The sequence below is a fragment of the Caballeronia sp. SEWSISQ10-4 2 genome (genome assembly GCF_030464885.1).
GTDB lineage: Bacteria > Pseudomonadota > Gammaproteobacteria > Burkholderiales > Burkholderiaceae > Caballeronia.
Genome location: NZ_JALPRJ010000008.1, coordinates 83,635 through 96,114 on the forward strand (window position 1 = coordinate 83,635; position 12,480 = coordinate 96,114).

11 protein-coding genes are annotated in these 12,480 nt (G+C 61.2%); 7 read left to right on the forward strand and 4 right to left on the reverse strand.

Annotated features, from left to right (window positions below):
* Positions 1 to 226 precede the first annotated feature (226 nt).
* The 3 genes from M0D69_RS07580 (at position 227) to kdgD (ending at position 3,863) form a co-directional block, all read left to right on the forward strand.
* Complete coding sequence (locus tag M0D69_RS07580) at positions 227 to 1,474, forward strand: MFS transporter (RefSeq protein ID WP_301781504.1); 1,248 nt, start codon at positions 227 to 229, stop codon at positions 1,472 to 1,474.
* 56 nt (positions 1,475 to 1,530) lie between these two features.
* The gene (gene gudD, locus M0D69_RS07585) at positions 1,531 to 2,880 is read left to right on the forward strand and encodes a glucarate dehydratase (protein ID WP_301781437.1); all 1,350 of its coding nucleotides are present in this window, start codon (positions 1,531 to 1,533) and stop codon (positions 2,878 to 2,880) included.
* A 65-nt stretch (positions 2,881 to 2,945) separates the two neighbouring features.
* The gene (kdgD, locus tag M0D69_RS07590) at positions 2,946 to 3,863 is read left to right on the forward strand and encodes a 5-dehydro-4-deoxyglucarate dehydratase (RefSeq protein ID WP_301781438.1); all 918 of its coding nucleotides are present in this window, start codon (positions 2,946 to 2,948) and stop codon (positions 3,861 to 3,863) included.
* A gap of 83 nt (positions 3,864 to 3,946) precedes the next feature.
* Here kdgD and M0D69_RS07595 read toward each other — a convergent pair whose 3' ends face one another.
* From M0D69_RS07595 to M0D69_RS07605, 3 genes are read right to left on the reverse strand one after another with little or no spacing between them, the layout of a single operon-like run.
* On the reverse strand, positions 3,947 to 4,534 hold the full coding sequence (locus tag M0D69_RS07595) for an LUD domain-containing protein (RefSeq protein ID WP_301781439.1): 588 nt from the start codon (positions 4,532 to 4,534) through the stop codon (positions 3,947 to 3,949).
* Entirely contained in the window at positions 4,531 to 5,940 is a 1,410-nt protein-coding gene (locus M0D69_RS07600) for a lactate utilization protein B (RefSeq protein WP_301781440.1), read from the reverse strand. Before M0D69_RS07600 ends, M0D69_RS07595 begins: the two co-directional genes overlap by 4 nt.
* Positions 5,937 to 6,680: a (Fe-S)-binding protein gene (locus tag M0D69_RS07605; RefSeq protein WP_301781441.1), complete on the reverse strand. Its 744-nt coding sequence runs from the start codon at positions 6,678 to 6,680 to the stop codon at positions 5,937 to 5,939. Before M0D69_RS07605 ends, M0D69_RS07600 begins: the two co-directional genes overlap by 4 nt.
* Positions 6,681 to 6,826: 146 nt before the next feature.
* On the opposite strand from M0D69_RS07605, the gene M0D69_RS07610 reads away from it, so the two are divergent.
* The 4 genes from M0D69_RS07610 to M0D69_RS07625 all read left to right on the forward strand — a co-directional run bounded on the left by M0D69_RS07610 (position 6,827) and on the right by M0D69_RS07625 (position 10,313).
* Positions 6,827 to 7,606 (forward strand): FadR/GntR family transcriptional regulator, encoded by a 780-nt coding sequence (locus tag M0D69_RS07610; RefSeq protein ID WP_301781442.1) that lies wholly within the window; start codon positions 6,827 to 6,829, stop codon positions 7,604 to 7,606.
* Positions 7,603 to 8,661 carry an aldose epimerase family protein gene (locus M0D69_RS07615; protein ID WP_301781443.1) on the forward strand — a complete coding sequence of 353 codons (1,059 nt, stop codon included), beginning with the start codon at positions 7,603 to 7,605 and terminating at the stop codon, positions 8,659 to 8,661. Before M0D69_RS07610 ends, M0D69_RS07615 begins: the two co-directional genes overlap by 4 nt.
* Before the next feature lie 282 nt (positions 8,662 to 8,943).
* A complete protein-coding gene (locus M0D69_RS07620) occupies positions 8,944 to 9,420 on the forward strand; it encodes a CreA family protein (protein ID WP_301781444.1) in 477 nt (158 codons plus the stop codon).
* Between the two features lie 128 nt (positions 9,421 to 9,548).
* Positions 9,549 to 10,313, forward strand: a complete 765-nt coding sequence (locus M0D69_RS07625) for a DUF4088 family protein (RefSeq protein ID WP_301781445.1) — start codon at positions 9,549 to 9,551, stop codon at positions 10,311 to 10,313.
* Positions 10,314 to 10,359: 46 nt separating this feature from the next.
* Here M0D69_RS07625 and M0D69_RS07630 read toward each other — a convergent pair whose 3' ends face one another.
* Positions 10,360 to 12,438 carry an ATP-dependent helicase gene (locus M0D69_RS07630; protein ID WP_301781505.1) on the reverse strand — a complete coding sequence of 693 codons (2,079 nt, stop codon included), beginning with the start codon at positions 12,436 to 12,438 and terminating at the stop codon, positions 10,360 to 10,362.
* Between the last annotated feature and the right edge of the window lie 42 nt (positions 12,439 to 12,480).

Genomic DNA, 12,480 nt, shown 5'->3' on the forward strand with positions numbered 1-12,480 from the left:
GTAGAATGTCATCAGACAACATATCACACACCAGAAGCTGTGTACTTGCTTGCAGTTATTCCACCAAGCGACGGTGGTCGCCAGCCGTCGCATCGACAGCGCGGGGACCGACCGGGCCGCCATTCGGAGAGGACTTTTGACACCCGATTTCGCCCCATCGACGCCTGACGCGCTCGCATCAGCCGCGTCGAAAGTGAAGCGCCACGTGCTGCCGCTGTTCCTGATCATGTTCATCGCGAACTACATCGACCGGGTGAACATCGGCTTCGTCAATACGCATATGCAGACGGATCTGGGTATCGGCGCGGCGGCTTATGGGCTGGGAAGCGGCTTGTTCTTCGTCGGTTACGCGCTGTTCGAAGTGCCGTCGAACGTGCTGATGGCGCGCTTCGGCGCGCGGGCGTGGCTCACACGGATCATGTTCACCTGGGGCCTGGTCGCGGGCGCGATGGCGTTCACCTGGAACGACACGTCGTTCTACGTCATGCGGTTCCTGCTGGGTGTGGCTGAAGCCGGATTTTTCCCGGGCGTGGTGTATTACTTCACGCAATGGCTGCCGCAAAAGGAGCGCGGCAAGGCGGTCGCGATCTTCCTGGGCGGATCGGCAATGGCGTCGGTGCTGTCGGGTCCGGTGTCGGGCGCCCTGCTCTCGATACGCGGCTTCGGCCTGCATGGCTGGCAATGGATGTTCTTGATCGAAGGCCTGTTTTCGATCGCGCTGTGCGGCGTGAGCTGGTTCATGCTCAAGTCGCATCCCCGCGATGCCAAATGGCTCACGGCACAGGAACAACAAGCGCTTGGCGCCGCCATTGCCACCGAACAAGCCGAGCGCGAAGCCGCCGGCAACGCGCATCTGCCGATCACCAAACTGCTGAAAGACCCGCAGATCGTGCTGTTTTGCCTGCTGTATTTCGCGATCCAGCTGACCATCTACGCCGCCACGTTCTGGTTGCCGACGATCATCCGAAAGATGGGCGGCCTGAGCGATTTCCAGGTCGGCCTCTATAACGCCGTGCCGTGGCTGATCGCCATGTTCGCGATGTACTGCTTCGCGGTGTTGTCGGCGAAATGGCGCTTCCAGCAAGCATGGCTCGCGCTCGCGCTGATCATTGCGGCCTGCGGACTGTTTGCATCGACCTCGGCTAATCCGGTCTTTTCGTTCGTCGCTATCTGTTTTTCGGCGATCGGCTTTAAAGCAGCGGCCTCGCTATTCTGGCCGCTGCCGCAGGGATATCTCGATGTACGCGTCGCGGCCGGCGTGATCGCGCTGATCAACTCCGTCGGCAACCTGGGCGGCTTTTTTGCGCCTGCGGCGTTCGGTTATCTACAGCAGCACACGGGTTCGATCTCGGGCGGTCTTTATGGGCTGGGGATCGCGTCGGTGATAGCGGCCGTCGTCGCGTTCTTCGCGAAAGACCGGCTGACCGGTCGACCCGAGCACGGCGCCGAGCCGAGCCCATCCCGCGCCGGGTAAGCAAGACCGCCTCACAGCACGCGCACCGACCCAATCAACTCACACTGACCACGTCCATGTCCACGAACTCAAGCGCTTCAAACGCCACGCCCATCGTTACCGAACTGCGCGTGATCCCGGTTGCCGGCCGCGACAGCATGTTGCTGAACCTGAGTGGTGCGCACGGGCCATTCTTCACGCGCAACATCGTGATCCTGCGTGACAGCGCGGGTCACACCGGCGTAGGCGAAGTGCCAGGCGGCGAGAGCATCCGCAAGACCATCGACGATGCGCGTCCACTTGTCGTCGGCCAGTCGATCGGCAACTTGCACGCTGTGCTCAACACCACGCGCAAGCAATTCGCCGATCGCGATGCAGGCGGGCGCGGCACGCAGACTTTCGACCTGCGCACGACCATCCACGCCGTGACCGCGCTCGAAGCTGCGTTGCTCGATCTGCTCGGCCAGCATCTGGGCGTGCCGGTCGCGGCGCTGCTCGGTGAGGGCCAGCAGCGTGATGAAGTGGAAATGCTGGGCTACCTGTTTTATATCGGCGATAAAAACAAAACCGACCTGTCCTATTCTTGCGGCACGGACGCAACCGACGACTGGACCCGCCTGCGCCACGAAGAAGCGATGACGCCCGAAGCCGTCGTGCGCTTGGCGGAAGCAGCGCACGCGCGCTACGGCTTTAACGACTTCAAACTCAAAGGCGGCGTGCTCTCGGGTGACGCAGAAATCGAAGCGGTCACCGCACTAGCCGAACGTTTCCCCAAAGCCCGCGTGACGCTCGACCCGAACGGCGCGTGGTCGCTCTCCGAAGCCGTGCGCCTGTGTCGCGACCAGCACCACGTACTCGCCTACGCCGAAGACCCGTGCGGCGCTGAAAACGGTTATTCCGGCCGGGAAGTCATGGCTGAATTCCGTCGCGCGACGGGCTTGCCGACCGCGACCAACATGATCGCGACCGACTGGCGTCAGATGGGCCACGCGATCCAGTTGCAATCGGTGGATATTCCCCTCGCCGATCCGCATTTCTGGACCATGCAGGGCTCGGTGCGCGTGGCGCAGATGTGCAACGAGTGGGGCCTGACGTGGGGTTCGCACTCGAACAATCACTTCGATATTTCGCTCGCCATGTTCACGCACGTCGCGGCGGCGGCGCCCGGCAAGATTACCGCTATCGATACCCACTGGATCTGGCAGGACGGCCAGCGTCTGACGCGCGAGCCGCTGCAGATTGTGGGAGGCAAGGTAAAGGTGCCGGCGCGGCCGGGACTGGGCGTGGATATCGATATGGACGAACTCGAGAAAGCCCACGCGCTGTACCAGCAACACGGACTCGGTGCGCGCGACGACGCCGTCGCGATGCAGTACCTGATTCCGAACTGGACCTTCGACAACAAGCGCCCGTGCCTCGTGCGCTGATTTCCTCAACGACTGATTCAACGACTGATGCAACGGCTCATTCAAAAACCAATTCACGACCGAACATGACGACACCTCAAGAACTCAAGCAAATCGTTTCCGAAGGGCTGCTGTCCTTTCCGCTGACCGACTTCGACGAGCAGGGCGACTTCCGCGCCGATACCTACGCCGAACGTCTGGAGTGGCTCGCGCCCTATGGCGCGACCGCATTGTTCGCGGCTGGCGGCACGGGCGAGTTCTTCTCGTTGACGCATAGCGAATATTCGAACGTCATCCGCACGGCGACGGAAACCTGCAAGGGCAAGGTGCCGATTCTCGCCGGTGCGGGCGGTGCGACGCGAGTTGCGATTGCTTATGCGCAGGAGGCCGAACGGCTTGGCGCGAACGGCATTCTGCTGATGCCGCATTACCTGACCGAAGCCAGCCAGGAAGGGATTGCGGCGCACGTCGAACAGGTGTGCAAGGCGGTGAACAATATCGGCGTGATCGTGTATAACCGCGCCAATTCCAAGCTCAATGCCGACATGCTCGAGCGGCTCGCCGACTCCTGCGCGAACCTGATCGGCTTCAAGGACGGTGTGGGCGAGATTGAAAACATGGTGACGATCCGTCGCCGGCTGGGCGACCGGTTCTCGTACCTTGGCGGTTTGCCGACGGCTGAGGTTTATGCCGAAGCGTATAAGGCGCTGGGCGTGCCGGTGTATTCATCGGCGGTATTCAACTTTATTCCGAAGACCGCGATGGAGTTTTATCGTGCGGTGGCATCGCAGGACCACGCAACCACGGGCCGTCTGCTCGATGAGTTCTTCATGCCGTATCTGGCAATTCGTAACCGTAAGGCGGGTTATGCGGTGAGTATCGTGAAGGCGGGGGCGAAGCTGATCGGCCGCAGCGCCGGTCCGGTGCGCGCGCCACTGACGGATCTGACCGAAGATGAAATGGCGCAACTCGATGTGCTGATCAAGAAGCTCGGAGCGCAGTAACCACCAAGCGAAGTTAAAAGCCGTTCCGGTGTAAGTTGGAACGGCTTTTTTGCGCCTGACGATCTCGCCGCGCGTGGCGGCACTCAACCCGCGAGCAGCACCACCGTCAGCGACCTTACGCCCTGCGCGCCACGAATCAGCACGCCCTCGATATCCGCCGTCGCCGATGGCCCCGTCACCAGCACCGCATATCGCGCGGCGTTGAAGTCATCGCGCCGATACACATCCTGCAGCCCATCCACAATCTGCGCCGGATCGAGCAGCACGACGAGATGCTGCACCAGATAGCCGATCGAGTTGACGATGTATTCGTCCTCGCTGAACCACACCGAGCCGGTTTCCGCCACGCCGAAACGTGCACGCACGACGCCTGCATCGACGTCTTGAAGCAGTGCCGGCGGCATATCCGCCGTAAGCGCACGATTGCCCTCGATACCCGGCACTGCCGACGCGACTATCGCGTCAGCGCCGAAGCGCTCGATGAGCAGCGCACGCACCGACTCGAGCGACTCACCTTCGACCACCGTTCCGCCCATCGCCGCCAGGGCGGTGCGAAAACGCTCGAGACGATCGCCCGGCGGGGTGTCAAAGAGCGGCACCTCGGGACGGGGCCTTCCTGCCGGTTGCGCCACGCGAATTTTGGCGATAAAAGCATCACGCGTCGTCGTCATTTGTTGGCCGCCTTGCGATTTTTCTTGTACCACTCGTGGAAAGTCTCGGCAGGCGTTTCAGGCAGATCACGCTGACGGCCCCAGATGTTCAGCGGGTTGTAGAGCACGAAGTTCGGCAACCGCTTCAACGCACCACCCAGCGATGCAACCGTGCCGCGATACAAGGTCGGACTTGCAAGCAAGCGCCCCGCCATCTTCAGCACTTCCTGCTTCACGAACGGCACTTCGTGATTCGCCGCAATCACCTCGCGCCACTTATAAATCTGCTCGTGAATGTTGACCTTCGTGGGGCAGACGTTCGTGCAACTACCGTTGAGCGTCGATGCAAACGGCAGGCTGCTGAAGCGTTTCATATCGTACGTAGGATTGATGATTGCGCCGATCGGCCCCGAATACGTGAAGCCGTACGACAAGCCGCCGCTTCGCCGATACACCGGGCACGTATTCATGCACGCGCCGCAGCGGATGCACTTCAGCGAGTACCAGAAGTCCTCCATCGCGAGGCGCTCGGAACGGCCGTGATCGACGAGGATGTAGTGCATCTCGGAGCCCGGCCGGGGCGCGCGAAAATGCGAGGTGTATTGCGTGATCGGTGAACCAAGCGCGCTGCGCGAGAGCATGCGTATAAACACGCCAAGATCGGAGATCCTGGGAATCAACTTTTCAATCCCGATCGATGCAATGTGCAACGACGGCACATTCGCCGACAGATCCGCGTTGCCCTCATTCGTGCACACCACGACCGTGCCCGTCTCCGCCACCGCGAAATTGCAGCCCGTCATGCCCGCGGTTTTCTCGCGCACAAAATACGGCCGCGTATTCATGCGCTGGCTTTCGGCGAGATAGTGAATGTCGCTATTTTTCGGATCGGTGCCGATCGTACGGCCGAACAACTCGGCAACATCCGCGCGAAGTTTGTGCACGGCCGGCACGACCATGTGACTCGGGTCCTGGTTATCCAGTTGCTGGATGCGCTCACCCAGATCGGTTTCCATCACCGTGATGCCGCGCGGCTCGATGTACTCGCGCATCTTGCATTCATCGGTGAGCATGGATTTGCTTTTGACGAGCGTAGTCAAGCCGCGCTCGGACATCAGCTTGTAGACGATCTCGTTGTGTTCCTCGGCCGTGGACGCGTAATGCACCACCACGCCGTGCGACTCGGCTCGCGTGATGAACTGATCGAGGTAATCGGCGAGATGCGAGAGCGTGTGTTCCTTGATCCCCGATGCCAGCTCACGCAGCGTCTCCCATTCGGGCATGCCGTGCGCCTGAGCGTCGCGTTTGCTGCGCAGATCCCACAAGCGTTTGTCGTGGAAAGCGACGTGATCCGTCTTCGCGATAAACGCACTCGCCGCCTTCGCGTGATCGAGCCGTTTGCTTTTCCCCTTCACGACGTCGCTCATGCGCGCGCTCCGTTCAGAACCTGGGCGATGTGGATGAAGCGTGCATCGAGTTTCAGGCGTTCGGCACAGCCTTGCTGATGCATGAGGCACGACATATCGCCGGAGACGATATATTGCGCGCCCGCGCCCAGATGATCGCGGACTTTGTCCTGACCCATCCTCACCGACACCGCCTCTTCCGTCACCGAAAACGTGCCGCCGAAACCGCAGCATTCGTCGGGCCGCGTGGGCGTGACGAATTCAATGCCTTTAACGCCTTCGAGCAACGCACGCGGTTTGGAAAACGACGCCCCGCCAATCTCCGATGCCGACACCTCACGCAAGTGCCGGATCGCGCTGCAGCTATTGTGCAATCCGACCCTATGCGGAAATTCGGCCCACGGGAATTCGCGCACTTTCAGTACATCGTGGAGAAATTCGACGAGTTCGTACGCGCTCGCCCGGACTTTGCGCACGGACGCCGTTTGCTCGATGGCGGTTAAATGCTCGCGCACATGATGGATGCAACTCGCCGACGGCCCGACTACATAGTCGTAATCGGCGAAATTGCGCGCGAACACACGCTCGGCGCCGGCCGCTTCCTTTTGCGCGCCGCTGTTTGCCATCGGCTGGCCGCAGCAAGTCTGCTCCTGCGGGTAATCGACTTCCACGCCCAGACGTTCGAGCAGTTCAAGTGTCGCGATGCCGACTTCGGGATAAAACGCATCGATAAAACAGGGAACGAACAGGGCGACTTTCATCGGATAAAAGAATGTGGGGAGCCTGAAAAACGAAGGATTTCGCCATTCTTGGTCAGCTTGGTCTGACCAAGACTTTAAAGTTTGTGATCTTTCATGTCAAACTAGGAGAAATATCCGGCCGCTTTTACCCACCTTTCAGCGCACTCATGCCTTTTCAGCCCGTCCACTCCTACGCCCGCGTGCGCATCGCCGATGTCGTGTCCGACCAGATCCGGGCGCTGATCACGAGCGGCGCGTTGCTGCCCGGCCAGCGCCTGCCCGCCGAGCGCGACCTCGCGGAGCAGCTCAACGTGTCGCGGCCGTCGCTGCGTGAAGCGTTGATCCGGCTGGAATCGGATGGATTTATCCGGGCGGCGGCGCGCGGCGGTTTCGAAGTGTCCGATGTAACCGCGCCGCTCGTGTCCGCGCCGCTCGCCGCGTTGCTGAGCCAGCATCCGACCGCCAGCGCCGATGTGCTCGAACTGCGCCACGGGCTGGAATCGCTGGCCACGGCCTATGCCGCCGAACGCGCTACCGATGCCGACCTGACGCGCATCGCTGAAGCATTTCAGACGCTGAAAACGGCGGCCATCGCGCCAAAACGCACGCGCATTGCGGAGCACGATGCGGCGTTTCATCTTGCTATCGCCGATGCCACGCATAATCTTGCGCTCGCCCACGTGATGCACGGTCTGCACGAACTCGTGCGTGAATCCATGCTGACGTCGCATCGGCTGGTCGACTACGACGACGGCGTGGAGGCGAATCTGCTGGCGCAACACCAGGCCATCTTCGACGCCATCATCGCCCGCGATCCGCAACGTGCCCGTGATGCCGCAGGCGCTCATCTGGACTATGTGCGCACGCTGTATCGCGAGCGGTGGCCTTTGCCGGAAGCCAGCAGCCGCCATGCCACGAAAAACCAGAACCCGGAGACTACGCAGTGAACATTTCCAGCGCCCATTGGGGCGCCCTTCCAGACGGCACGCCCGTTGAACTTCATACGCTCAGCCATGACAACGGCTTGCGGGTATCGGTGACGAATCTGGGCGCGGCGCTCGTCTCGTGGTTCGCGCCGGATCGCGATGGCCGCCTCGCCGATATCCTCCTCGGTCACGACACCCCCGCCGCGTACGCTACCGGCACGGCCTACATGGGCTCGATCGTCGGGCGCTGGGCGAACCGCATCGCGGGCGCGCGCTTTTCGCTCGATGGCGTGGCGTACCCGCTCGAAGCCAATCAGCCGCCGAACTCGCTGCACGGCGGTTCGCACGGCTTCAGTTTCAAGCTCTGGCAAGCGCGGCACACGGAAGACGCGCTCGTGCTCAGGCTCGAATCGCCCGCCGGCGATAGCGGTTTCCCCGGCGCGCTCACCGTGCAGGTCACCTACACGTTCAGCGCCGCGGGCGAATTGACGATTGCGTATGACGCCTTCACCGACGCGCCGACGCCGCTCAATCTCACGAATCACGCATATTTCAACTTGTCGGGCGTGCCATCGGGCATCGGCGATCACGAGATCGACATCGCGGCGGACCAGTTTTTCGCCATCGATAAAACCACGATCCCGACCACGCTCGAAGACGTCGCCAATACCCCGTTCGATTTCCGCAAGCCGGCGGCTATCGGACCGCGTATCGAGACTCGCGACAACGAGCAGGTCACGCTGGCGAATGGCGGCATCGATCATTGTTATGTGTTGCGCACGGTGGGTCCGGTCACCGAACTGCCGGAAATACGGCGCGCGGCGAGCGTTTATCACCCGCCCAGCGGCCGCGAACTGACCGTCGCTACGACTGAACGAGGGCTCGTGTTCTATACCAGCAACCACCTGGAAGGCGAGCCGGGCAAGCAAGGCGTGACCTACGCGAAACACGGCGCGCTCTGTCTTGAGGCAGGTGGATTCCCGAACCAGATCAACATGGATAGCGCCGAAGCAGTCGTCTTGCGGCCGAACGAGCGCTACCGGCAAGTCACGCAGTACGCCATGAGCGTCCGATAGGAGTCCGCCTACATTCGAATAGGACGGGCGCGGCTATCGGCGCATTGGGCTCTCATCGATACTGGATTCATCGAATCAGATATCGAATGGAGACGACAAATGCCCTATCTACTTGGTTGGCTGCTCGGCGTGCCGGTGATCGTGCTGGTGATTTTGTACCTGATCTTTCATTGATCGTTCACCGGATCCGGAGGCTTGCGGAACGCGGTTTCACCTGAACTAAACGAAGGCGTCGTTACAATACGACGCCTTTTTTAATTCCTCATTCCCCAAAGGATTCCGATGAAACGCGCCCTCCTCATCTTCGCGTCGCTTTCGACGCTGCTGCTTGCCGTTCCCGGTCTCCACGCCGAGGAAATCGGGAGCGTCAACACGAATTTCCGCTTTACCGGTTCGGATCGCGTATCGGTCGAAGCGTACGACGACCCCGGGGTCACGGGCGTCACATGTTATGTCTCGCGTGCGCGCACTGGCGGTGTTAAAGGGACGCTCGGGATTGCCGAAGATCCGTCGGAGGCATCGATAGCTTGCCGCCAGGTCGCGCCCATCAAGATCGACGCGCCGCTCAAGCAAAAATCCGATGTGTTCTCGGAACGGATGTCGTTTATCTTCAAGACGTTGCACGTGGTGCGTATTGTCGATGCCAAGCGCAATACGCTGGTTTATCTGACGTATAGCGACAGAATTACGACCGGCAGCGCAAAAAATAGCGTGACAGCCGTGCCGATGCCCGCGGGTACGACGATTCCCGTGAAGTAGAAACCTGGCCTAAAGTTTCTCCTCCCCACGCCGATATACAGACGAACGGCCGTCGCCTTCGTGGCGATGCCGACTGTCTTCCCGCGCCAGCTCAAACTGGTACGCGGGATCGGGAACCGGGAAACATCATGGGTCAGATCACCCTTTCATTCAAAGACGAAACGATAGCGGCGCTGCGCCGCGACTTCGATACGTTCCTTCGTCTATCGCTCAAGTTCGACCCGCAATTCGTCACGCCGTCGTTCGAGGATTTTCTGCGCGCAAAACTTCTCGACAACCCCACGCCGCTCACCGAACAAGCCGTCCAGCGGATGCTGCAAAACGGTCAGTACGCGTGGGCAAAACGTGCGCTCGACAAGGAGTTTCCGGACGTCGTCGAAATGATGATGCGTCAGGCCGCGGAACATGGTTTCGGCTTTGCAGTGCGCTCGGACTGGAAACCGGACGATCTCGTGAAGGCATCGCGTGCGTGGGCAACGGTTATCGTGGCCGAATCCAACGGCGATCCGGCGCTGATCGATGCGCTCGCCTCCCAGATCAAGGCGGCAGCGTCAGACATCCAGGAACTTGAGATGAAAATGCAGACGCCCGCATGGCGTCTTGCCGACTCACTGCGTCAACGCGTGTACGAAACGAAGATCGCGACCGAACACAGCGTGGGATCGACGTCGCGCGAGAAGCTCGGTGAACTGCGCTGCCTGTTGCGCCTTGGCATGTTTCACGGCTCGATTGCGAAGCAGGAAGCGCAGCAAGTGCTCGAGCAACTACGCATGCTCAAGCCGGAGATATTTATTGAAGAGCCGTATGACGGTTTCACCCGCTTCGGCAACTGGCTGCGCGCCATCTTCATGCCGGAGCGCAAAATGCCGAAGCCGTCGCGTGTGGAGCGTTGAGCGATTCCGTTGATGCGATCCGTCACCGGGCAACCCCAGGCGCCCTTCACTCCCACATCTTCTTGAGCCGCGCGGCGATATCGACTTTCGCCTTCGCCGCCGCGGCCAGCCCTGCTGCCGTCGGCGCGCTGGGCTCAGGCACCGGCGGCCACGCGCACGCTTCGAACTGCGGCATCAGATGCGCCGGAATGAAACGCGTGCGCGCCGCCCAGACATGCCGGTCGCCCATGTGCGTCTGGTTGTGCACATAGAAACGCTGCGGCGTGACAATGTGCAAATCCTCTTTTGCACGCGTCATGGCGACATACAAAAGCCGCCGTTCTTCATCGATTTCCTCGTCGCTGCCCGTGCCCATATCCGACGGAATGCAGCCATCCACGCCATTCAGCACGAACACGTTCTTCCACTCCTGACCCTTGGCTGAATGGATGGTGGAGAGAATCAGATAATCCTCATCGATCAACGGCACACCCGATTCGTCGCTGGTGGCATCGGGTGGATCGAGCGTCAGTTCGGTGAGAAAACGCTCGCGCGTGGGATACGTGGACGCAATGCTTTCCATCTGCAGCACGTCGCCATGCCGGATCGACGCGTCTTCGTGATTGCGCTCTAGATGCGGTTCGTACCAGCGCCGGATCATCTCGAATTCAGCGGGCCAGCCGCTTTCGCGCGAGCACACCTTCGACATCATGGCGACGAGCGCCGGCCAGTCTTCGCTCGCGCGCAACGGCGCGGCAAAGGCAGCTAACGCGGCGGGCGTATCGCTGCGCTCGGCCACCTGATCGAGCACACGTCCGGCGATTGCCGGCCCAACCCCCGGCAGCAACTGCATGACGCGAAACCCGGCCACACGATCGCGCGGATTTTCGCCCCAGCGCAATACCGCCAGCACGTCCTTGACGTGAACAGAATCGAGGAATTTCAGCCCGCCGAACTTCACGAACGGGATGTTGCGCCGCGTGAGTTCGATTTCGAGCGCGGCGCTATGATGCGCGGCGCGAAACAGCACCGCTTGCTGCTTGAGCGTCATGCCGCCTTCACGCGCCTCCAGCACCTGCTCGACGATGTAGCGCGCTTGATCGGCTTCGTCGGCGACCGAGACAATGCGCGGTCTTTGCGCCGATGCCTTGTCGGTCCACAAGTTCTTCGTATAACGCTCGGCCGCCAAGCCGATTACCGCATTCGATGCCGCGAGAATCGGCTGCGTCGAACGGTAATTGCGCTCGAGCGTCACGCATTTCGCGGGCGGATTGAAGTGGTTCGGGAAGTCGAGGATATTGCGCACCGTCGCGCCGCGAAACGAATAGATGGACTGGGCGTCGTCGCCGACTACCGTCAGGCCGCGGCCGTCGGGTTTCATCGAAAGCAGGATGGACGCTTGCAACTTGTTCGTGTCCTGGTATTCATCGACAAGCACGTGGTCGAAACGGCTCGATAAATCCGCGGCGATCGACGGCTCGGCGGCGAGATGCGACCAGTAGAGCAGCAAGTCGTCATAGTCGAGCACGCTTTGTTGCTGCTTTGCGTTGACGTACGCGGCGAACAGCCGGCGCAGGTCGTCCTCCCATTCGCGGCACCACGGAAACGCCTGGTCGAGCACGGTGGCTAACGATACGCCGGTGTTGACCACGCGCGAGTAGATGGCGAAACACGTGGACTTGGCCGGAAAGCGCTTCTCTTTCGCCGATAACCCGAGTTCGTGCCGCACGAGGTTCATGAGATCGGCGGAATCCTCGCGGTCGTTGATGGTGAACGACGGCGATAAACCCATGAGATCCGCATAATCGCGCAACAAGCGCGCGCCCACGCTGTGGAACGTGCCCGACCACGTCAGGCCCTGCGCAATCACGCTGCGGTTGCCGAGCGCGTTCACAGCGATGCGCGTGACGCGGCGGGTCATCTCGCTGGCCGCTCGACGCGAAAATGTCAGCAACAGGATTCTGTGCGGGTCCGCGCCCTTCACCAGTAAATGCGCAACGCGGTGCGCAAGCGTATTGGTCTTGCCCGATCCCGCCCCCGCGATCACGAGCAGCGCGCCGGCAGGCTCACCAACGTTCGATGCGTGCGTGCCGTACTCGACCGCTTCGCGCTGCGCGTCATTCAGTTTGGTCAGGTACGACGCGATTTCTTCACGCCCGGGCTGGGGCGCGAGATCCTTGTCGGCGTC

Coding starts and splice junctions, on each gene's coding strand:
- M0D69_RS07600 (WP_301781440.1), bottom strand. CDS start 5,940: ATGAGCGACGTCGTGAAGGGGAAAAGCAAACGGCTCGATCACGCGAAG.
- M0D69_RS07605 (WP_301781441.1), bottom strand. CDS start 6,680: ATGAAAGTCGCCCTGTTCGTTCCCTGTTTTATCGATGCGTTTTATCCC.
- gudD (WP_301781437.1), top strand. CDS start 1,531: ATGTCCACGAACTCAAGCGCTTCAAACGCCACGCCCATCGTTACCGAA.
- M0D69_RS07610 (WP_301781442.1), top strand. CDS start 6,827: ATGCCTTTTCAGCCCGTCCACTCCTACGCCCGCGTGCGCATCGCCGAT.
- M0D69_RS07595 (WP_301781439.1), bottom strand. CDS start 4,534: ATGACGACGACGCGTGATGCTTTTATCGCCAAAATTCGCGTGGCGCAA.
- M0D69_RS07620 (WP_301781444.1), top strand. CDS start 8,944: ATGAAACGCGCCCTCCTCATCTTCGCGTCGCTTTCGACGCTGCTGCTT.
- kdgD (WP_301781438.1), top strand. CDS start 2,946: ATGACGACACCTCAAGAACTCAAGCAAATCGTTTCCGAAGGGCTGCTG.
- M0D69_RS07580 (WP_301781504.1), top strand. CDS start 227: ATGTTCATCGCGAACTACATCGACCGGGTGAACATCGGCTTCGTCAAT.
- M0D69_RS07625 (WP_301781445.1), top strand. CDS start 9,549: ATGGGTCAGATCACCCTTTCATTCAAAGACGAAACGATAGCGGCGCTG.